The following is a 20,032-nucleotide window of genomic DNA, read 5'->3' on the forward strand; positions in this document are numbered from 1 at the left end:
GCTGGTGGCTACCTGGCTGGGCCGCTCATGGCTCGGCCCTTCCGATAGATAGCTGAGGATTACGCTATGTCTCGCGTCATACGCTTTCATCGCACCGGTGGACCGGAGGTTCTCCAGATCGACGAGATCGACGTGCCGGCTCCCGGCGCGAACGAGGTTCAAATCAACGTCAGGGCGCTCGGCATCAACCGGGCTGAAGTGATGTACCGCACAGGCCAGTACGTCATCGAACCGACGTTTCCCGCCATGCTGGGCTATGAAGCGGCTGGGACCGTATCTGCAGTGGGTCCCGGTGTGGTCGGCTTCGCTGTTGGCGATGCGGTCAGCGTAGTGCCCGCGTTCTCCTTTGACGAATACGGCTTGTACGGTGAATTGGTCAACGCGCCGGCTCACGCGGTGGTCAAACACCCGGAAGTGCTCTCTTTCACGGAGGCAGCAGCGACCTGGATGAAGTTTGTCACCGCCTATGGCGCATTGATCGAGCTTGGTGGGCTGCAGGCCGGCGAGACGGTGCTAATCCGTGCGGCGTCCAGCAGCGTGGGGCTTGCCGCTATCCAGATTGCGAACATGGTGGGCGCCGTTCCTGTGGCGCTGACCCGCACCAGCGACAAGCGCGAAGCCTTGCTTCAAGCGGGGGCGGCGGCAGTCATCGCGACCCAGGAGCAGGACATGGTGGCTGAGGTCATGACGGTGACTCATGGCAAAGGCGCTCGCATGGCCTTCGATCCCGTTGGCGGACCCGAAGTGGCCTTGGTGCTCAAGGCGCTAGCGAACCACGGCATCTTCTTCCAGTACGGCGCTTTGGACACTCGGGATATCCCTGTGTCGGTCATGGACCTGCTCGGCAAGCATCTGACGCTGCGCGGTTATCAGCTGTTCGAGATCACCCAGAATCGAGAAAAACTCGAACGGGCCAAGCACTTCATCAATGAAGGGCTCGCCTCTGGACAGCTGCGTCCGGTGATCGACCGTACATTCAGCTTCGACGAGATGGCCGAGGCTCACCGGTACATGGAATCGAATGCCCAGGTGGGCAAGATTGTTGTAACGCTGTAAACCACGTTCAGGTCTTCGCGGCATGGCCGGTAGGGTCACCTTCGGTAAGCCCATGCCAGTTCGATGCGTCTTTCACACATGCACAGACAGGAGGTTCGATGACCACCCCACTCACACTGGTTGCCACATTGGTCGCCAAGGCCGGCTCCGAAGATGAGCTCCAGCAGACGCTGCAGGATCTGCAAGGCCCAAGTCGCGCCGAAGCGGACTGCATCCAATACGACTTTCATAAAGATGCAGAACAGCCTCGCACCTTCCATATGGTTGAGCAGTGGCGAGACGAAGCGGCGCTGACTGCGCACGAGGCCACCCCGCATTTCCAGGCAGCGCTGCCGGTTATCGAGCGCGCCGCCGAAAAATTCTCCGTCATGAAAATGTACCGCGTCTCCTGAGGAGCTCCGAATGAAAGCGATTGCACACTTCAAATGCCTGCCTGTTGAGAACCCTGACGCCCTCGTGGAGATCGATCTACCCGAGCCAGTGCCGGGGCCGCGCGACCTGCTGGTAGAAGTCAAGGCCGTATCGGTCAACCCGGTCGATACCAAAGTCCGCCAGGGCTACGTGCCGCATACAGACGAAACACAGCCGCGCATCCTCGGTTGGGACGCTGCCGGCGTGGTCAAGTCGGTCGGTTCCGACGTAACGCTGTTCAAGCCCGGTGACAAGGTGTGGTACGCCGGGTCGCTGATCCGCCCGGGCAGCAACAGTGAGTTGCAGCTGGTAGACGAGCGCATTGTCGGATCGATGCCACAGTCGCTGGAGTTCGCCCAGGCCGCGGCGCTTCCCCTGACGTCTCTGACCGCTTGGGAATTGCTATTTGATCGCCTCGGCGTAGCGCGCGACACCACCGACCGTGGCGAAACGCTGCTGATCATTGGCGCTGCAGGCGGGGTGGGTTCAATCATGACTCAGCTGGCGCGTCAGTTGACCGGCCTGACCGTCATTGGTACGGCTTCGCGCCCTGAAACCCAGGCCTGGGTCACCGAACTCGGCGCCCATTACGTGATCGATCACACCAAACCACTGAGCGAAGAGCTCAAGCGCATCGGCCTTCCGCAGGTCAGCTACGTCGCAAGCCTGACGCAGACCGATCGGCATTACGAGCAGATCATCGAGTCACTGAAGCCACAGGGCAGGTTGGGCCTGATCGATGACCCGGCCACGCTGGACGTCGTACCGCTCAAACGCAAGAGCCTGTCGCTGCACTGGGAGCTGATGTACACGCGCTCGCTGTACGAGACCGAGGACATGCAGGAGCAGCACAACATCCTCAATGAAGTGGCCCGCCAGATCGATGCGGGTGTGTTGCGCACCACCGTTGGCGAAAACTACGGGCGTATCAGCGCCGAAAACCTACGTCGCGCCCATGCCTTGCTGGAGAGCGGCAAGGCAAAGGGCAAGATCGTTCTGGAGGGCTTCTGACGGTATCTGGCTACCGGCTCATGCGGTAGGTAGCCAATGCTGGATTCAAGAGTAGCGCCCATGAGCGATTCAGTGAGCGCCTTGAAATGCCTCCTATTGAGATCGTCTCGCAAGACCATCACCCAGCCGTCAACGACTTCATCCGAAACGTCCAACTAATAGGAACCCCATATGAACAACGCTACCGGCTATGCCGTCGATATCTCGGGATCGAGGTAGATGACGCTTTGGAAACGGCAGAGCAGACGTTTGGCCATGCATAAAGCACTGAATCCCAAACCGCATTTACGACAAGCAGACAGAATGTTGACATTGTAGACAGTCGGTCTAATGTATTCCCATGACTACTTCAAAGCCCCAAGCCCGCCGTGGCCGACCACCCAAAGTCGCGAGAGGCTTTGACGACACTCGCGAGGCATTACTGTGTTGCGGCATGGAAGTGCTGACCGAACAGGGTTTTGCCGCCACCGGCATAGATGCCGTCCTGAAGCGCGTGCGCGTACCAAAGGGTTCGTTCTATCACTACTTCGACAGTAAGGAAGCCTTCGTCCAAGAGGTGCTGCAGCGCTATGCCGCTTATTTCGCGCGCAAACTGGATCGCTGGCTGCTGGACGATCAGGTACCGCCCCTGCAACGCCTGAGCAATTTCGTCGATGATGCCAAAGCCGGCATGGCCAAGCATGAGTTTCGCCGAGGTTGTCTGGTCGGCAACCTTGGTCAGGAGATCACGGCACTACCCGCCAGTTTTCGCCAAGCACTGGAGGATGTCCTCCTCGACTGGCAAGACCGGCTGGCCAATTGCCTGGTTCAGGCAGTCAACCACGGGCAGCTGGAGCCCGACAGCGATTGCGATGCGCTTGCCGCTTATTTCTGGATTGGCTGGGAAGGCGCAGTACTACGCGCCAAGCTGGCGCAGAACGCCCAACCACTAGACACCTTTGCCAAGGGCTTTCTGGCCGGTGCCGCGAGGTAGTGTTTTTTCGACCATTTAAAGACGATCAGTCTAAATAAGGAGAGACCATGTTCCACGCATTACTCATCGAGAAAAACGACGACAACTATCAGACGCGGCTGACCGAGCTTGATGACTCGCAGCTGCCTGAGGGCGACGTTACCGTGCGCGTCGAGTACAGCACGCTCAACTACAAGGATGGTCTCGCCATCAGCGGACGTAGTCCGGTGGTACGGCGGTTCCCCATGGTTCCTGGCATTGACCTGGCAGGCGTTGTCGAAGCCAGCGATCATGCTCGTTACAAGGTTGGCGACCGGGTGTTACTCAATGGTTGGGGCGTTGGTGAGACGCACTGGGGGGGCCTTGCTCAAAAAGCCAGGCTTAAAGGTGACTGGCTGATTCCCCAGCCCGCTCAACTGAGCGCACGGCAGGCCATGGCAATCGGTACTGCCGGTTATACCGCCATGCTGAGCCTGATCGCACTGGAGCGTCACGGCTTGTCACCAGAGAGTGGTGAAGTGCTGGTCACAGGTGCCAATGGTGGGGTTGGTAGCTTTGCCATCGCACTGCTAGCCAAGCGCGGTTATTCGGTAACCGCTTCAACCGGTCGTCCGGCCGAAGCTGACTATCTGAAGCACCTGGGTGCTAGCACAATCATCGATCGAGCCGAGCTGGGTGGCCCAGGGCGCCCCCTGGCAGCAGAGCGCTGGGCAGCAGTAATCGACTCGGTGGGTAGCTATACTCTGGCCAATGCCTGCGCCAGCACACGTGCAGATGGCGCCGTTGCGGCATGCGGCCTGGCCCAGGGCATGGATTTCCCAGCCACTGTCGCCCCCTTTATCCTGCGCGGGGTCAGCTTGCTGGGAATCAACAGTGTGACCCGCCCCTATGAGGAACGGGTAACGGCTTGGCAGCGCCTGTCCTCAGAATTGGGCTTGGCGCTACTGGATGAAATGACTCGGGAGATCGCGCTCAGCGAGGCCATTGACATGGCCCATGATCTGCTCAATGGCAAAGTCCGAGGGCGCGTTGTGGTTGATGTCAACCGTTACTGATACCCCTGCTTTTAACAAAGCCCTTCCTGGGTTCGGCTCCCCTGACCTGACCCAGGCCGCCTGATCTAGGTCGGTTGGCACTTGAAGCCGTTGCTAACCGGCCTGACGAGCCCTTCAGGAATGTCGATTTTATCGAGCCTTAACACTCGCCAACCAGCCCTGTACGGATGGTATTTCGCGACAAGCCTTGGCTTCACTGGCCCATCACACTGTTAAACCATTGTAAACGACCGCTATTGGCCGACTACTGCCTGATGCGACTGGCTCAGATTGGCCTAACGCAGCCAGTGAGCACTCGCGAACTCAGGGCGATTAATTGGCTTATAAGTACCTAATAGGCCTAAAAAAACCCAAGCGGCCAGAGACTGGCGGCTTGGGTTTCGTCCCACCCCATACCCTTTAGGCTGATGGCGTTTCGGCTAATCAGTTTCCCTTTCGCCTAGCCTGCAAAGGCCGCAATCAACCTTCCAAAAACGACCTGAATCGCGCCGTGGAAGCGAATGGCTTTTCACGGGGCTAACCCCTAAGGGTGTACAGGTCAACGCGGATATGCCGCAGTAAGGGCTTAAGGTGCCCTCGTTCCGTTTGGGGTTTGATCAAACTACCAGACGGCTGGGTACTCAACAACACCGTCCACTGAGAATCCATGATTCATCAATGCCTGCCGTAGCAAAAACGGCAACGAAAGACCTGTGTGAGGGCTTTCGCTATTTAATTCTGTGGAGAGTTTATCTAACCAGCTAATTAGTTCAGCACTACTTTTCTGATCTGCTATTTCGGCAGACCAAAGTGCATCCTGATCGCTGTCCAAAGCATACTTTAAAGGAGGTTTAAGCTCTAATTTGCTCTGAATTACAGCCCTGAATTTATCCGCCCCTTGGTGGTGGATAATCAGTTTCATGGTTGGTGATTTTTTTTCCGGCCTGCCGGCAACATCAGTCAACTTAAACATAACCTCGGAAAGAATAATCTTCCCTTCTACCCGAAAGAATGTCTTGGCCTGCGTGGTCGAGTCGAACGACCAATACACACGAAATGTATTTCTTCGTAACTTATGACCATAGATCTCAAGTAGCGGCATTAACTGCGCTTCAGTCGCGTACTTGCCGCCCTTGCTCCAAGCACTGACGATAGACTGTTGAACTCGACATTTTTCTGCGATTTCTCTCTGCGTCCAGCCATCATTTAGCGCTAGACGAATCAGCTGTCGCGTCAGTTTGAAAGGCTTCTTCTTAGTATTTTTCCCTTTGCTTGTATCAGCCTGATATTCCATGTCTCTCCTGCTCAGATAATAAGGGGAGCAAAGCTCCCCTAACACGTTAAGGCTTTTTCACCTGATTCAGTGGGTTCTCAGGGTTCTTTTGCCAGCCAGTATGGCCGTGGTTTTTATCCCAGGTCTTGTTGGTACCATTGGTGCCAGAGTTACGATTGTGGGCGTTTGCCTTGTCATTGTGCTGCTTGGTCATGTTGATGCTCCTTACCTCTGTGAGTAGAGAGCTCAGCCTACCAGTTGGAAAAAACACCACCACTGATCGTTTAGTGATGAACCGTGATAATTCGTGATATTTCAACATCGTGGGGTTTTGCGCAAGCCGAAACCCGCTCTTGATACAGGCCAGAGGTTAGGCTTCTCCGACTACAAGTGTGTGTTTTATAAGTGACCGCTTTTGGCCGAGAGCAGCCATTGCTGAACCCCATATCGAACTAACTTTCCCCGTCATCCCTCCGACAGTTGGGAAGTGTCACATCCGCTCCCCTAGTTGCAGCGAACCACCCATAGCTGATCCAGCCTGGTCGTGAAACTCTGGCTCATCATGTCCCGTCGCATTCCCCAATCCGGCGTCGTAGTTATTCGGCCTGGTCTCAGGGTATTGCGGCCCCACTTGGCATTGATCGCATCGAGCACGCCCATGACGCGCTCCGAGGCGGCAGGCTGGGTTTCGGTGAAGAGGTCAGCGGTATATTCGCCGCGCTGGCGGAGGTCCATCAAAAGGACCTCGGCCTTGCTGAAAGAGAAGCCGTCCCGATAAACGTGTTCCAGACCTGCAATAGCCGCCCGAGTGATGTGCCGGGTGTCATCAGTGGGATACGGCAGCTCGCACACTACCCCTTTTGCGAACTTGGGCTCGTCGGGATTGAACATGCCGGTGCGGATGCTCACTCGTACGCGCTTGCACATCGATTGCTGCTTCCGCAGTTTCTCGCTGGCCCTGGCGGCGTACGCCGCGACCGCCTCCTTAATCGGCTCTAGCTCGCGCAGACGCTTCCCGAACATTCTCGAGCAGCAAATCTCCTGTTTGGGAGCCTCCATCTCCTCCATTTCCTCCATTTCCTCCGGATCAAGGCACGGCGTGCCGCGCAGCTCACGGGCAGTCTTCTCAATCATTACGCTGAACTGCTTGCGCAGAGTCCATGCATCCGCGCTGGCCAGGTCCCAGGCTGTGCGAATGCCCATCTTGTTCAGGTGTTCAGTCATCCGACGCCCAACGCCCCACACGTCGCTAACGTTGGTCACCCGCAGCACCTTATCGCGGCGCACTGGGTCGAGCAGCTCTACAACCCCGCCGGTCTGTTTCTGCCACCGCTTTGCGGAATGGTTAGCCAACTTGGCGAGTGTTTTCGTTCCGGCTATCCCCACTCCAACCGGGATGCCCGTGCAGCGCAGTACATCGGCGCGGATTCGCCTGCCAAGCGCTTCCGTGTTCGGCACACCGGTCAGATCCGCAAATGACTCGTCGATTGAGTAGACCTCTACAGCCGGCACCAGACTTTCGATGACCGTCATCACTCGCTCGCTCATGTCCCCGTTTATGTGTAATAGAAAGTCAATAAGAACCGGGCCATGCTCGCCCTTGGAGCTTCTCATACCCAACCGGTATGGCTGTAGCTTCTGAGGAGATCGCCGTCGCTCACCGGATCATCCGGTCATCCTGTTAGTAACCGGTCAAAGCTGATCTGTTACATCGAAGGCGGACACCTGTCCATCGACAACACCCCTGCCGAGCGGTGAACCGCCCTCCCATGTACATATGACCAAAACGTCGCCGTTATCCTACCGTTCTGTCATGCCTACCCACGACGGAGTATTGACGGTCTCCGTCCTATAACATAGCTTTTCCGAAAGGCGCTCAAGTACATATCGTCATGTGCATACGAGCCTCGTGTCGTTAAAAGAAATGGTTGGTGCCGCATGAAAGTGCTCTTCATGATGCCGTTCGGCGTGTCGAGCTTCTCCGCCCCCATCAAGATCAAGGCTTCGTCTTGGTGTTAGTGCCAGATGCACGTCACCTTGCGGTGCAGGAATGGAGTGTGAACATGAAAGCAGAAACGGAATCGCGGATTTTTTCGGTGGACGAATATGTCCGTCCGTCTAACGGCGAACCGATCCGTTCAGTTGTTCTGGAGACCAACGATTCTGTCGTTGTAGTTTGGCACGCCTACCCTAGGCAGGAAATAGCTGCCCATGTCCATCCTCACGGCCAAGATACTTGGACGGTTATCTCAGGTGAGGCCAAGTATTATCAAGGCAACGGCGTAGAAATTCATCTTAAAGCTGGAGATATTGCCATTGCAAAACCTGGGCAAGTACATGGTGCCGTGAACTCTGGTCCAGGACCTTTCATATTTGTCTCCGTGGTTGCGCCGGGCAGTGCAGGTTTTGCGTTATCTGAGAAATAGGCGAAAGGCCTGAGAGGAACCTGATGAATACACGAGTATTTACGTTCGCTGGTGGAGAAACGGGGGTTTGGCGCGTTGTTGCGATGAATGCCGTGGCAGGAGCCCCTCTCCCTGGAATCCCACGGCTCAACGTAGCCGCTGGCTCTGTTTCGCCGCAGCCTCCGGGCACCAAATGGCTCCTTCGCGGGATAACGAGTAACGAGCGCTATGTCGTGCGTGAAGAGAAGGATCGTCTCGTGGCGAAGCAGCCAAGCTTGGGTCGAGCAGAGGCTACCTGCGCCGCCCTGATCCCTATCCGGAAAAACCCCTCATGGTGGGGACTGTCTCAAGACGAACGCCGGAAGATTTTTGAGGAACAGTCCCGTCACATTCACATCGGGCTCCAATATCTCCCTGCTGTGGCCCGCCGCCTCCACCATTGTCGGGACCTGGGCGAGAACGAACCCTTCGACTTCTTGACTTGGTTCGAATATTCCCCGTCTGATGAGACGGCCTTTAACAGGCTTCTGGCCGAACTCCGAGCCTCGGTGGAGTGGCAGTATGTCGACAGAGAAATCGACATCCGGCTAGTGCATGAGCCGGCCTAGCATCAGGTTTAACTTCGATCTACGTGCGGCACACTCCTGCGACACCCGCAGCCCAGCAAAACCCCGAAAAATCTAGTGTGTCGCATAACTTAGGAGTAACGCGACAGGTATGTCTAGCGAGCCACTAGTCGCTTAAGAACTTTTCTACTTATAGCCTCCTCTTTCTCTCATCGATCTCCTCGGCATCCTGCCGTCTAGAGCCGGCACATTGTCCAGCTTTCGAATGAGGCTCTCCAGCTTTTCCAAGTCGCCCTCGGCAATGGCTCGCTCGTCGGGAGTTAAAGGCACGGCCTCCAAGTACCGTCCGATAGACGATTTGCTTTCCAATGCTTGGGCCCTTGCGCTGGCTTTCGGCAAGTTGAAGTCACACCCCGCACAGGCCATGCGATGTGGGCAGCTGCTCCAGAAGGGATTTGAACAATACGAGTCGCCCAAGTCATAGAAGGTGTAGGGGGCATCTGAATGGCGAACAATTACGTCATGATCGATCAAAACGGAGACCATATGGGCCATTTGATCGGCTTTAACGAAGGATGCTGCCAGCTTGGTAGGCCGAATTCGAATGTAATGCAAAGTCGAATTCGGCGAGCTATGTCCCGACCACTGCATTAGCTCGATCAGCGACATGCCCTGAGGGACGCTGGCGAGCGCCGTCACTGCGGAGGCACGTCCCCGGTGGCTGGTGATTCGCCCGCGACTGTCCTCCAGTGGCACACCCGCCTTGGCGCATAGCATTGGAATGATGGTGCCATTAATGACACTGGAGCCTATGCGCTTGCCTCGAAACTGAAATAGGTAGCTAACTTTTTCCCCGGTTCGCTCATCCAGCAAAGCGGCCTGGTTAGCAGGCCTGTCCTCCAGCCAGGCGTCAATGCGCTCCTTCACGACCACCGCTACAGGTTTGACGAAAGCTTTGAACGTCTTGCTGGCAGGAATATCGAGATAGCATAAAGTTTTTGCTGGAACGATGGTCCCATCCTCGTGTACCACATCATTGGTCTGAGGATGCGCGCATCTTTTATCCAAGCGCATGATTTCATTGCTGCGCAAACCAGCGTGCGTCCACACTACAGCAATGGCTTGAACCATCGACAGCGGATAGTGAATCTCCGAAAGCAGATCACTACGCTCAAGATTTAGACTCGCCCAAATCAGCTTGAGCCAGGTCGAGTCATCAATTACCCGCGGGTTGATACCCGAGTTGAATGTCACGGATCGCGGGGTGGCGAGGTGATGCCGGGGGCTGAACTTCAAACGACCCCATCCCCAGAGTTCAAAGTCTGTAAAAAATCGTCGCAAGGCATGTAGAAAGCCGCGCTTCGAGTTGGCAGCGATAGGCTGACCAAGCCCCTTTAGCTGTGTTCCCTTCGCTGACTCCAAAGCCCACTCACCGACCGTCATCCGGTCGACGGCAGCAATAAATGCAGCGCAAGTGGACATGCTCCAATCGGTAGGCGCCGCCATTCCTGATTGCTCGCGCGCTAGCCAGACACCGGTCCTCAAGATAAAACTGTAATTGCTTTCACGTGTGCGTGGACGCAAGGTGGAAGTGTCTCGCCATCGACGGCACCACATTGCCCAAGTCGGATCGATGCCTTCGATGCTTTTCGCCCGCCAACAGGTATAGCCTCGCATGCGTAAAGGTTTCGCCAAAATCCCCATGGCAGCGAGGCCGTGAGATACCTTTCCGACCGATCTCGCGACACCTTCGCTTCGATGCTGTTGGCCCTTCAGTAGCAGTTCCTCGGTGAATGTCTCCAACCGCGGATCGCCGTTTTCCAGCATCAAGGCACCCAGCACGTTGGAAAGGAACTGCTCAAGATGGCGAGCAGCGTAGCCCAGCGATCTCAACGCTTGGCTCAAGCGAACGTGCTCATGTCTGAACACGGCATGGCCGAAGATAAAAGAAGCATATATCGCCGGCTGCCGGAATTTGGCGATACGCTGCGGGGTTCGAAAATCGCCGAGATGGTAAGCAACGGAAGCGAGATATGGTCGTGATCCTGCTCGATTACTGAGCAAGGTCAACCACTGCGACTCAGACCAACACCAGTAGGGTTTACCGGTTTTGCTGACATTCCAGAGAATGACTGCCACTGATGAAATGGCTAATCGCTGAGAAACGCCGCTGTGCGCCGCTATATCAGCTAGCGGCCTCATGAGCTCAGGTATCTCTGATTGGAGGTAGCCCCAGTCTGAACGGTGAGAGCGATTCGAAAGTATGCTCAGCTCGATTTTCGATAGATCGCTCTGACGTACGTACTTGCTCGCGTCGAACGGAACATAAGGGGTGACTGAGGGGGTGCTCATAGCAATGCCTCAGACCCAAAGAGTTCACAGAACATCCGAGCATCGAGACTGCCGACGGAGTGCGCCATCTTTGCGGTTAAATCCGCGCCAGATAGGTGCAGGTAAATCAAAGTGGTTTTGGGGTCTCGATGTCCAGCATACGTGGTCAGTTCATGGAGCTTCCAGCCCGCACGGGCCAGATGGGTAAGCCGAAGGTGGCGAAAGGTATGAGTGCTCAGGTGCGATAGTTTCGCTTCCTTGGCCCACCCTTCAACCGTTTTACTCCACGCCCAACGGGACAGTGGCGAGCCTCGATTACGATCTGATGCTGATCGAAACAACGAACCTCGCATCCAGCCAGCGCCGCGAAGAGCATGTAGATGCTCTATCAAGACAGGTGCAATGTCTGGGCTGTAGCACACGACGCGGCTGCGTTTGCCTTTGGTCGTTTCCGCTCGCACCGAGATCAGTCGGTGTGCAACGTCTAAATCCTCAATACGCAAGGCCACCAACTCGGCACGGCGAAGAGCCCCGAAATACGCCAACGACAGCATTAGTCGATCACGGATAGACGACCTGGCCGCAATACTGAGAAAGTGTCGCCACTGCTCATCGGTGGGAATGTCTGGCAACTTAATCAGCCGTGGGAGCAAGCCCCTGACAAACCCTCCATGTCCAGGCACTTGGGCCAGCCGACCATGCTGTCCGCGGGGCACGGGGTTGTGCTCGCAAAGACCCTGAAAAACGAGGTGGTCGTACCACAACCGGATAGCAGTAAGCCGCTGGTGCAAGGTTGAATTCGCCACCGCGCTCTTTGCGCCAGGTAGCAGCTCACGGATGTAGAGCGTGACTTGTTCGAATGTCGCGGATTCGGGTTTCAGCCCACTCCCTTCGCAATGCAATAAGTAATGCGCAAGGGCACGGCCATAGGCGTCAAGGGTGGCCGGCGCACGCCCCAGATTACCCAAGAGCTCCAGCCAAGCTTGTACACTGGAATAACGACTTAACACTTGCTTGTGCAATGGGGTGGTGGTCATGGGCGCCCCCTGAGCGTCAACGGATTCAGCCTAGCTCAAAAGCATTCCACCTAACTTAATACAACGCGTAGTTGCTAGAAAACACCACCACGCCCCAGCGCTCCAGGTCACGCCGGATCTGGAAGTACGGCGCGCCCATCTTGATGCCCAGTAGCTTGGCCTCGGCTGAACGCGCGATCACACAGCCATCGTTATTCGAGAGCACAACGATAGGGGTACGCCGCAAGTCCGGTCGGAAGACGCGCTCACAGCTGGCGTAGAACGAATTGCAATCGATGAGAGCGATCACTCTCTCAATATTTGCCATGGATTCGGATGCTGTATGGCACCACACCCCATACGTAGAGTTCTTCGCTTTCTAGCAAATATCGCGGCGGGAATTTCGGATTAGCTGAGCGCAGGATTACCTGGCTACCGTCCCGGTCGAAAATCTTGACCAGTGGCTCGTTGTTCAGCGCTGCGATAATTACCTCGCCCTTCTCCGCCTCACGCCCACGGTCAATTATCAGGATATCTCTGTCGAAAATACCTACATGAATCATGCTCTCGCCATCGGCACGAGCAAGGTAAGTGTGCGGGGCCCGAATGTTCATCATCTCGTCAAGCGAGATGCTTCCCTCCATGTGGTCCTGAGCGGGACTAGGAAAGCCTGCTGGCACGCAAAAACTGAAAAACGGCAGTGCAATTGTGGAGGGAGCGGCAGGTCCCAAGATGTGGACGGGCATGATACGCACCTCAAGAATACTGTATATTTACACAGTATTCTTAAGGTGACTCACGGTCAATTGAACTAGACGTGCGGAGGCATCATGTGTGGACGTTTCGCCCAGTACCGAGTCGCCTACGAGTACTTGGGCAAGATCGCGGTGCAGTTGCCCCTACCGTTACGTGGAGGCATCAACCCTGAGCCTATTGGGCGCTACAACGTACCGCCTCAATCGATGGTTCAACTGCTTCACCAGGACGACGACGGCCTTCGCATGGAACCGGTCAAGTGGGGATACGCCCCGTTGTGGGCGCAGGGGAAGCGACCGCCAGCGATAAACGCAAGGGTGGAGACAGCCGCGACGAGTAAGTTTTTCCGCGATATATGGCAGACAGGCCGCGCGATCGTCCCGGCGGACGGTTGGTATGAGTGGAAGAAGGACGAGGCCAACCCGAAGATCAAGCAGCCCTACTACATCACGCTTCGCACAGGCGAGCCGATGTTTTTTGCAGCACTTGGGAGATTCCAGCGAGGCGGCTTATTGGAGCCGCGTGATGGTGACGGTTTTGTGATCATCACCTCATCCAGTGATGCCGGGATGCTCGACATCCACGATCGGCGTCCATTGGTTCTATCGCCGGAGTGCGCTTCGCGCTGGATTGATTCCGAGCTTTCGCAGCGCGACGCTGAGAATCTCGCCCTAGAGCATGGATTGTGCGTGGAGGAGTTCGACTGGCACCCGGTAGACAAATCAGTAGGCAACGTACGGAACGAGGGTCCCGCACTGATCGAACAGATCAATCATCCTCTGTTATGAATTAGGCGGGACGTCCTCACGAGCTTATAAAAAGACACCCCTAGCTTCTCGATAGTCAAAAGCAAATCACGCCGTAAAATGCGCGTCCATTTTCCTGACGCTCCCGCCCGAATGAATCGCTTCGTTTCTGCACTACTTGCTTCGCTTCTCCTAATCTCTCACGCAAACGCCGATGCACCAACTACCTTTACCGCGGCCAAAGTAGTCGCCAAACAAAAGGTGTTCTTCGACCAATCGTCCAGCGTACACGGCGAGCTGTACTGTGGATGTAAATGGAAATGGACGGGCAAGTCCGGCGGTAGAATCGATCCTGAATCTTGCGGCTACGAAACTCGCGCCCAGCAGACCCGCGCGGATCGCATCGAGTGGGAGCACATCGTCCCTGCGTGGATTTTCGGGCATCAGCGTCAATGCTGGCAGAACGGCGGCAGAAAGAACTGCATTGCTGATGACCCAGTATTCCGGGCGATGGAAGCAGACCTATTCAATCTCTACCCCTCAGTTGGTGAGGTGAACGGCGACCGAAGCAACTTCCAATACGGCACGGTAACCGGCGTTGCACCGCAGTACGGCGCGTGCCCCACTCGCGTGGATTTCAAAGGGCGAGCGGCCGAGCCGCGTGATGACGTAAAGGGGTTGGTAGCGCGCTCCACTTTCTACATGTACGACCGCTACGGGCTATCCATGTCCAGGCAGCAACAGCAGCTGCTTATGGCCTGGGATCGGCAATACCCGGTGTCAGCGTGGGAGAAAGAGTGGAACCGCCGCACCACTAGCGTGATGGGGCATGCGAACCTGTTTATCACTGGTGACCGCACTTGGAGCTTAGGGCACAAGCCTTCTCGCGACGGATTAGTGAGCGCAGTTCCTGCCCGGACTGCTGCAGCTCCAGTACCGAAGACTCGCAGCAACGACGCAATCATTGGCAATCGGAACAGCAAGGTCTATCACCTCGCCCAGGGGTGCCCCAGTTACAACATGGTATCGCCCAAGAACCAGGTGCTTTTCCGTTCCGAGACCGAAGCTGCAGCCGCCGGCTACCGAAAGGCAGGCAATTGCAGATGAGGGAAAAATCAGGGAACTGCTGATCGCATGAGCGGCCGTTCGCTTAAGCTAGCCAGACCAGCCCTATGTCGATTTATCCTAGCCACAGAACAGTTCAGCCGCATTCTGTGGTGACAACTCGGTTCCCCCGGCTGCGAAACCACAAGCTTCCATTGTTTTTTTTGGCCGCTGAGGGTTGAGAAACGAGCCGCGCAGCTAACCGCTGAGTCAGCTTATTACGAATTATTAGCAGCACAATAATTTATTGGCCAAGTAATAATTCACAATAAAATGAGCCTTGCAGCCACGCCCAGTTCTGGTGGCTTACAACGGTGGCTGGCTGCCCTTCGGTAGTGCAGTGAACACCTCCCCTGCGCTTTTCGGGCATGAATAGCGCTATCAGTTCGCCTACATTACGGAGGGAGCTATCAAGGACTGACCGCATCCATGCAGGGACGATATGTTCCCATTCTGTGCGTTCGGCGCGGTTCGGCTACTTCCGGACTTCATACCCACAGGATTGCGCGTCCACCCTACCGCCGGACTTACCCACCCATGACCAGTTGCAGCCGCAATAGAGATCGCCCTCGACGCCGTCTGCTTGATCGCAAAACACCTGCCGCTTGGCCGCGATCTTCGCCTCATCGAAGTTCGCGGGTGCGCTGGCGAAGGCGGTGGTGAGCAGGAAAAAGGAAAGGGCTAAAAACGGCAGAATACGATTCACGGATTGCAAAGGCTTGGATTCTCTGGGAGCCGCATTATAGAGGGCTCAAGGAGTACGGGTCTGATTCAGTCGCACCACTCCTGAGTGATGAGGCTGTCATTGATTTAGAAGCGCCCCGACGAATCGCAATTGACCGGCGATGGCTAGCGGCGGAATACTGTATATAAATACAGTATTCATTTTCAACAATGACGAACCCCAGCCAATCACGACACGATTGCATGGCTAGATCGCTTGAGGCTTTCCAGATGCGCCGCGGGCCCAATCAATTGGGAGGGGGCTTTGAGCCGAAACCGCATCGTAGTAGGAGTTGACCAATGTCAGATAATGATCTAATTTTCTGACATCATAATTACTACACTCGCCGCGATGAAAACTCTTCCCGAAACGATCCTGGATCACAGCCGGCAATTACCCGAAGGAGGCATACTGACTCCGAAGGAGTTCTTGCACCTTGGGAGCCGAGCTGCTGTGGATCAGGCTTTCTCCCGCCTGGCGAAAGCCGGGTTGCTGATGCGTGCTGCCCGCGGCTTGTATGTGGCGCCTGTTTCCACAAAATTTGGGATGCGGGCTCCTGCTGTGGATAAGACGCTCAATTCTCTGGCGCACAAGACCCACGAGACGATCACTGACAGTGGGGCACGATCCGCAAATGCACTCGGATTGACCACTCAGGTACCGGTTCGAGAGGTGTATCTCACCAGTGGGCGTGGGCGGAGGCTGAAGTTGAATAAGGCAACGGTCGAGATCCAGCGAGCCCCGAAGTGGATGCTGCTGCTTGGTGCAGCGCTCCCTGGCGCAGCTATTCGGGCACTTGGCTGGCTAGGCGAGGCGCATGTGGCCAGAGCGATGAAAAAGCTGCATAAGCTGATGTCTCCAGCCGACTGGCAAGAGTTGTGCTCTGTACGGCACCTCCTGCCTGCCTGGATGGCACAGGCGATCAGTCGCCAAGTGGCATGAGTGACACAGCAGCTCAGCGGATTTTGGGGAGAGGCTGTCTATGGCGCTTCCAAGTGCACTAGGCTACGCCGCCAAGCCGGAAGGCCTTGCTGCCAGGCGAGCGCTAAGCTTGAGTACATGTCAGATTGATAGTTAAGGGGAACGGAGTCCTTGGTTATGAAAACCCGGTTACGAGATTGGTCATTGCGAGCTAGTTAAGAGCGATCGCTTTACTAACGGCCTCGATACTGCGACAGCAAACAATGACTTAATAGGGTGGAAAAAATGGCGAATGGAAAGATTCTCCGGCAGTTGTTCCGGGCAGGCACGACGGGTGATGCAGATGCATTCCGTCGCGCCTCGCAGGCTGTTATCGAAGAAGAGCGCCAGAAACAACACCATCTCCTTGCGAACGACCTGGAGCAGATTCTCTACGGCGGTGACGTTAACTCCCGTGCGTCCAGCAACAACCAGCGAGTTCACTACGACATTCCGGCGGATAAGGAGCGCGGCCTACCGCTGCTCGATATCAGAACGCCCAAGCGCTCCCTGGACGAAGTCATCCTTCCTCCAAGCAGTGCGGCTGCCCTGGAGGAGATCTTGGAGGAAAACCGAAGGGATGATGTCCTGCGCAGCTATGGGATGAAGCCAGCCACCAAAATCATCTTTTTCGGCCCGCCTGGATGTGGAAAGACGCTTGCAGCTGAGGTCGTGGCATTTGAGCTCGATCGGCCATTAGCTATCGTTCGACTCGACGCCTTGATGTCTTCGTTCCTCGGTGAAACTGCAGCGAACCTTCGCAAGGTTTTTGACTTCATCTCACAGCACTCGCTGGTTGCACTGTTTGATGAGTTCGACGCCATCGGCAAAGAGCGGGGCGATAGTGGTGACCACGGCGAATTACGACGGGTTGTGAATGCGGTTCTTCAGATGATGGATTCGTATGAAGGCAGCAGCGTGATCCTTGCCGCTACAAACCACGAAAAAATCCTGGATTCGGCCATTTGGAGACGATTCGACGAGTCGATCGAATTCCCGCTTCCGGATGAGAAGCAATTGCTTGATATCCTGACTCTTAAGTTGCGCGGAATTCGGCGTCAGTTTGAGATTGACGACAAAGAAGTAATAAAGGAATTTAAGGGCAAGAGCGGCGCCGATATTGAACGAGTCATACGGCGGGCTGCGAAGCGAATGATCCTGAGAGGGCAAGAATTCCTCACAATCAAGGAGCTGAAAAGCGCACTTGTGCGGGAGGGTCTCAGGAAGTTCTAAGGATCGGCTTTCAAGGAAGAAGTAGTGGCTACCTACAAGCATCTGAGCATCACCCGGGAGACCCTGGACAACCAGCGCCGGACCAAGAACCCACCTAGATTTGTAACCCGCGAAGATCAGCGGGGCCACGGCCAGAGGCTCAATGCCTACTTCGCAACGGCCGCAGGGCAGGCTAGGAGACAGATTGGCTCCACTGCCGAATCTCCCTTCGTCCTCAAGATCAAATATGAGGGCGCATTGACCTTCACCAACCTGAAGTTTCATGGGTTGGAGTTCATTAGCCAAGAGAACAAGCAGCTCTGCGTAGTATTCGCTACGGAGGCCGGACTGGCGCAGTTTGCCGATCACTTGAACAAGCTTGGTGTCCTCGGCGCTGCCCTGACCTATAAGCAGATTCTTGAGGCGATCGAGGGTATCGAAGCCTGGTCTGCAGAAGATCGAATGAGTTGGGCGTTAACCCACATCGGCCTGCCCCAGGCCGCGGCCTTCAAGCTGGATGTTGAGCTCTGGCCTGTTGAGGTCGCGAACCACCCAAACCGAACCCGCTTAACAACCGCCTTCGAGCAATGGCTCCAAAGCGTAGGCATCAGGCAACTCGATAGGGTGAATCTAGATAGCCTCCTCATGTATCGGGTTGAGGTGAATCCAGACCAAGCACAGCTGCTACTCAATCACCGCGATGTCCGCCTTGTCGACCTTATTCCGGCGACAGGGATCAGCGTCCAGCAACTGAGCAGGGATATCAACGTCTTGCCGCGTGATATAGCGCCACCGCCAGCAGGAGCATCCCGGGTGTGCATCCTGGATAGCGGCATCAACGCTAACCATCCGCTACTGCGACCTGCGATGGCAGAAAGCGCCTCCTTCGTCGATGAAGAGGGCGAAGCGGATCTGGCTGGGCATGGTACGGCAGTGGCTGGTGTAGCTTTATATGGCGACGTTGAAGCATGTGACGCCGGTAATTTCTGGCGTCCCCAGTTCTGGATCTACAACGGCAAGGTGATGAAACGGTGTCCTCAGTCGGGTAACGCTGTTTACAACGAGCACACCCTTGAGGCATCGCTGACTCGCGCTGTTGAGTACTTCGTTGAGCTTGGTTGCCGGATCTTCAACTTGTCGCTGGGCAACAGCAACGCGCCCTACGACGGGATGCACGTCCGTGGCCTCGCTTACATCCTGGATGTCCTATCCAGGAGACACAATATTTTGTTCGTGGTATCGACCGGGAATTTTTGTGGATCGGAAGACCCGGCTGTTCCGATCAATAGCTGGCGGGAGGAATACCCAGAATACTTGCTAGCAGAGCAGAGCTCGATCATTGATCCAGCGCCCGCGATGTCAGTACTAACTGTCGGCAGCATTGCTCGGCATAACGCCACGGCGCAGACTCAGCGTTATCCGGAAATCCACGAGCTATCACCAGCATCCGAAAACCAGCCATCGCCTTTTACTCGGCATGGGCCCTCCGTAAAAGGGGCGTTCAAGCCTGAGCTCGTGGCAACAGGTGGCAACCTGGCGTGCCCGATGCGGCCTAGAGGTGGCCAATGGAGGCAGGTGGAAAGGGGGCTGGGTGTACTGACGTTTAACCATGAGTTCGTGGGCAACACGATCTTCAAGGAAGTCAGCGGGACTAGTTTGGCTGCTCCCTACATCACCCATTTGGCCGGGCGCTTGCTGAACGAGTACCCCTTGGCCTCTGCGAATTTGCTCCGAGCAATGCTGGTAAATCAAGCCTCTCTGCCTGATGAGGTTGCTTCGACATTCTCTGAAGATTTTACGAACGCCTACAAAGCGGACAAAAGTACCCTGCATCGTGAAGTGGCGAGGGATGTAGCCGGCTACGGAGAGGTGAATGAGGGTGACCTCTTTCGCTCATCAGATAACGCCGTCGTCTTGGTCTCGGAGCAGACTATCGAAAAGGACTCCTGCCAGTTTTTCGAATTGCCTTTGCCCCCCGACTTTCTACGCAAAAGCCTTGCTACCCGCGAGCTCACTGTCACGCTGGCGTATTCGCCTGCAGTTCGTACGACCAGGATCGAATATCTGGCGACCCAGATCAGTTATCGCCTAGTCAAAGGTGCATCTCTGGAAGAGGTCCAGAAGCACTTCAATCAAGCCGAAAAAGCGGATGTGGATTCGCGCAACGATGATGCAACAGGCAATCGTGAAATTACGGCTCAGCAGCGAAGCCGCGGCACCGTTCAGTCTTCACGCTGGACGTTCCGGCGGCGCAATCCCGATGAAAAATGGTTTGTAGTGGTGATCAGGCAAGATCGCGAGTGGAATCATCCAGACGTCTTGGAGAAAGAACCTTATGCACTGGTTGTGACGGTTGCTGACCGTGACAACGAAGATGCCCAGCTCTATGCCCAGATCCAGGCCGTGATTGCACAGCAGGCTGAGATTCGGGAGCGGCAACAGGCTGAGCGTCTGCAGGCCCGACGGTAGTCACGA

At 55.8% G+C, this 20,032-nt stretch carries 18 protein-coding genes and 2 pseudogenes; 12 read left to right on the forward strand and 8 right to left on the reverse strand.

The window, feature by feature from the left end; genetic code table 11:
• Positions 1–66: 66 nt before the first annotated feature.
• The 5 genes from ACIGHL_RS15435 to acuI all read left to right on the forward strand — a co-directional run bounded on the left by ACIGHL_RS15435 (position 67) and on the right by acuI (position 4,485).
• Positions 67–1,056 (forward strand): zinc-dependent alcohol dehydrogenase family protein, encoded by a 990-nt coding sequence (locus tag ACIGHL_RS15435; RefSeq protein WP_033999986.1) that lies wholly within the window; start codon positions 67–69, stop codon positions 1,054–1,056.
• Between the two features lie 98 nt (positions 1,057–1,154).
• Complete coding sequence (locus tag ACIGHL_RS15440; RefSeq protein ID WP_033999984.1) at positions 1,155–1,448, forward strand: putative quinol monooxygenase; 294 nt, start codon at positions 1,155–1,157, stop codon at positions 1,446–1,448.
• Positions 1,449–1,458: 10 nt separating this feature from the next.
• Complete coding sequence (locus tag ACIGHL_RS15445; protein WP_003288728.1) at positions 1,459–2,478, forward strand: zinc-binding alcohol dehydrogenase family protein; 1,020 nt, start codon at positions 1,459–1,461, stop codon at positions 2,476–2,478.
• A gap of 340 nt (positions 2,479–2,818) precedes the next feature.
• Complete coding sequence (acuR, locus tag ACIGHL_RS15450; RefSeq protein ID WP_078465107.1) at positions 2,819–3,451, forward strand: acrylate utilization transcriptional regulator AcuR; 633 nt, start codon at positions 2,819–2,821, stop codon at positions 3,449–3,451.
• Positions 3,452–3,498: 47 nt separating this feature from the next.
• Complete coding sequence (gene acuI / locus ACIGHL_RS15455; protein ID WP_499176675.1) at positions 3,499–4,485, forward strand: acrylyl-CoA reductase (NADPH); 987 nt, start codon at positions 3,499–3,501, stop codon at positions 4,483–4,485.
• Between the two features lie 601 nt (positions 4,486–5,086).
• On the opposite strand, the gene ACIGHL_RS15460 is transcribed toward acuI, so the two are convergent.
• The 3 genes and pseudogenes from ACIGHL_RS15460 to ACIGHL_RS15470 all read right to left on the reverse strand — a co-directional run.
• The gene (locus ACIGHL_RS15460; protein WP_228208722.1) at positions 5,087–5,758 is read right to left on the reverse strand and encodes a helix-turn-helix domain-containing protein; all 672 of its coding nucleotides are present in this window, start codon (positions 5,756–5,758) and stop codon (positions 5,087–5,089) included.
• A 46-nt stretch (positions 5,759–5,804) separates the two neighbouring features.
• Positions 5,805–5,951, reverse strand: coding sequence for a hypothetical protein (locus tag ACIGHL_RS15465; RefSeq protein ID WP_228208721.1), 147 nt, complete (start codon positions 5,949–5,951; stop codon positions 5,805–5,807).
• A gap of 290 nt (positions 5,952–6,241) precedes the next feature.
• Positions 6,242–7,294 (reverse strand): annotated as a pseudogene (locus ACIGHL_RS15470) (DinB/UmuC family translesion DNA polymerase); the annotation flags it as partial.
• A 506-nt stretch (positions 7,295–7,800) separates the two neighbouring features.
• Between ACIGHL_RS15470 and ACIGHL_RS15475 the strand changes: the two are divergent.
• Together ACIGHL_RS15475 and ACIGHL_RS15480 are read left to right on the forward strand one after the other, a co-directional pair.
• A complete protein-coding gene (locus ACIGHL_RS15475) occupies positions 7,801–8,163 on the forward strand; it encodes a cupin domain-containing protein (protein WP_071534424.1) in 363 nt (120 codons plus the stop codon).
• Between the two features lie 83 nt (positions 8,164–8,246).
• Positions 8,247–8,750: a chlorite dismutase family protein gene (locus tag ACIGHL_RS15480; protein ID WP_011914408.1), complete on the forward strand. Its 504-nt coding sequence runs from the start codon at positions 8,247–8,249 to the stop codon at positions 8,748–8,750.
• Positions 8,751–8,894: 144 nt separating this feature from the next.
• On the opposite strand, the gene ACIGHL_RS15485 is transcribed toward ACIGHL_RS15480, so the two are convergent.
• The 4 genes and pseudogenes from ACIGHL_RS15485 to ACIGHL_RS15500 form a co-directional block, all read right to left on the reverse strand.
• Positions 8,895–11,060, reverse strand: a complete 2,166-nt coding sequence (locus tag ACIGHL_RS15485; RefSeq protein WP_011914409.1) for a site-specific integrase — start codon at positions 11,058–11,060, stop codon at positions 8,895–8,897.
• On the reverse strand, positions 11,057–12,076 hold the full coding sequence (locus ACIGHL_RS15490) for a tyrosine-type recombinase/integrase (protein WP_011914410.1): 1,020 nt from the start codon (positions 12,074–12,076) through the stop codon (positions 11,057–11,059). The genes ACIGHL_RS15485 and ACIGHL_RS15490 overlap by 4 nt, the downstream gene beginning before the upstream one ends.
• Before the next feature lie 58 nt (positions 12,077–12,134).
• Positions 12,135–12,383 (reverse strand): annotated as a pseudogene (locus ACIGHL_RS15495) (Y-family DNA polymerase); the annotation flags it as partial.
• The gene (locus tag ACIGHL_RS15500; protein WP_158190204.1) at positions 12,370–12,801 is read right to left on the reverse strand and encodes a LexA family protein; all 432 of its coding nucleotides are present in this window, start codon (positions 12,799–12,801) and stop codon (positions 12,370–12,372) included. The gene ACIGHL_RS15500 and the pseudogene ACIGHL_RS15495, both read right to left, overlap by 14 nt.
• 84 nt (positions 12,802–12,885) lie before the next feature.
• On the opposite strand from ACIGHL_RS15500, the gene ACIGHL_RS15505 reads away from it, so the two are divergent.
• Both ACIGHL_RS15505 and ACIGHL_RS15510 read left to right on the forward strand, forming a co-directional pair.
• Positions 12,886–13,599 (forward strand): SOS response-associated peptidase family protein, encoded by a 714-nt coding sequence (locus ACIGHL_RS15505; protein WP_499176671.1) that lies wholly within the window; start codon positions 12,886–12,888, stop codon positions 13,597–13,599.
• 111 nt (positions 13,600–13,710) lie between these two features.
• Positions 13,711–14,664 (forward strand): endonuclease, encoded by a 954-nt coding sequence (locus ACIGHL_RS15510; protein ID WP_499176669.1) that lies wholly within the window; start codon positions 13,711–13,713, stop codon positions 14,662–14,664.
• Between the two features lie 472 nt (positions 14,665–15,136).
• On the opposite strand, the gene ACIGHL_RS15515 is transcribed toward ACIGHL_RS15510, so the two are convergent.
• The gene (locus ACIGHL_RS15515; protein ID WP_499176667.1) at positions 15,137–15,367 is read right to left on the reverse strand and encodes a hypothetical protein; all 231 of its coding nucleotides are present in this window, start codon (positions 15,365–15,367) and stop codon (positions 15,137–15,139) included.
• Between the two features lie 369 nt (positions 15,368–15,736).
• On the opposite strand from ACIGHL_RS15515, the gene ACIGHL_RS15520 reads away from it, so the two are divergent.
• From ACIGHL_RS15520 to ACIGHL_RS15530, 3 genes are all read left to right on the forward strand, one after another.
• Positions 15,737–16,327 (forward strand): DUF6088 family protein, encoded by a 591-nt coding sequence (locus ACIGHL_RS15520; protein ID WP_499176666.1) that lies wholly within the window; start codon positions 15,737–15,739, stop codon positions 16,325–16,327.
• A gap of 264 nt (positions 16,328–16,591) precedes the next feature.
• Positions 16,592–17,578, forward strand: a complete 987-nt coding sequence (locus ACIGHL_RS15525; protein ID WP_267852165.1) for an AAA family ATPase — start codon at positions 16,592–16,594, stop codon at positions 17,576–17,578.
• A 24-nt stretch (positions 17,579–17,602) separates the two neighbouring features.
• A complete protein-coding gene (locus tag ACIGHL_RS15530; protein WP_499176663.1) occupies positions 17,603–20,026 on the forward strand; it encodes a S8 family peptidase in 2,424 nt (807 codons plus the stop codon).
• Positions 20,027–20,032 lie beyond the last annotated feature (6 nt).

This window comes from Pseudomonas sp. NPDC077451 (assembly GCF_044543345.1).
Classification (GTDB): domain Bacteria; phylum Pseudomonadota; class Gammaproteobacteria; order Pseudomonadales; family Pseudomonadaceae; genus Stutzerimonas.

What these genes read in the sequence shown, in the direction of transcription:
- ACIGHL_RS15435 (WP_033999986.1), top strand. Translation starts at nt 67, where the DNA reads ATGTCTCGCGTCATACGCTTTCATCGCACCGGTGGACCGGAGGTTCTC.
- ACIGHL_RS15440 (WP_033999984.1), top strand. Translation starts at nt 1,155, where the DNA reads ATGACCACCCCACTCACACTGGTTGCCACATTGGTCGCCAAGGCCGGC.
- ACIGHL_RS15445 (WP_003288728.1), top strand. Translation starts at nt 1,459, where the DNA reads ATGAAAGCGATTGCACACTTCAAATGCCTGCCTGTTGAGAACCCTGAC.
- acuR (WP_078465107.1), top strand. Translation starts at nt 2,819, where the DNA reads ATGACTACTTCAAAGCCCCAAGCCCGCCGTGGCCGACCACCCAAAGTC.
- acuI (WP_499176675.1), top strand. Translation starts at nt 3,499, where the DNA reads ATGTTCCACGCATTACTCATCGAGAAAAACGACGACAACTATCAGACG.
- ACIGHL_RS15460 (WP_228208722.1), bottom strand. Translation starts at nt 5,758, where the DNA reads ATGGAATATCAGGCTGATACAAGCAAAGGGAAAAATACTAAGAAGAAG.
- ACIGHL_RS15465 (WP_228208721.1), bottom strand. Translation starts at nt 5,951, where the DNA reads ATGACCAAGCAGCACAATGACAAGGCAAACGCCCACAATCGTAACTCT.
- ACIGHL_RS15475 (WP_071534424.1), top strand. Translation starts at nt 7,801, where the DNA reads ATGAAAGCAGAAACGGAATCGCGGATTTTTTCGGTGGACGAATATGTC.
- ACIGHL_RS15480 (WP_011914408.1), top strand. Translation starts at nt 8,247, where the DNA reads ATGAATGCCGTGGCAGGAGCCCCTCTCCCTGGAATCCCACGGCTCAAC.
- ACIGHL_RS15485 (WP_011914409.1), bottom strand. Translation starts at nt 11,060, where the DNA reads ATGAGCACCCCCTCAGTCACCCCTTATGTTCCGTTCGACGCGAGCAAG.
- ACIGHL_RS15490 (WP_011914410.1), bottom strand. Translation starts at nt 12,076, where the DNA reads ATGACCACCACCCCATTGCACAAGCAAGTGTTAAGTCGTTATTCCAGT.
- ACIGHL_RS15500 (WP_158190204.1), bottom strand. Translation starts at nt 12,801, where the DNA reads ATGCCCGTCCACATCTTGGGACCTGCCGCTCCCTCCACAATTGCACTG.
- ACIGHL_RS15505 (WP_499176671.1), top strand. Translation starts at nt 12,886, where the DNA reads ATGTGTGGACGTTTCGCCCAGTACCGAGTCGCCTACGAGTACTTGGGC.
- ACIGHL_RS15510 (WP_499176669.1), top strand. Translation starts at nt 13,711, where the DNA reads ATGAATCGCTTCGTTTCTGCACTACTTGCTTCGCTTCTCCTAATCTCT.
- ACIGHL_RS15520 (WP_499176666.1), top strand. Translation starts at nt 15,737, where the DNA reads ATGAAAACTCTTCCCGAAACGATCCTGGATCACAGCCGGCAATTACCC.
- ACIGHL_RS15525 (WP_267852165.1), top strand. Translation starts at nt 16,592, where the DNA reads ATGGCGAATGGAAAGATTCTCCGGCAGTTGTTCCGGGCAGGCACGACG.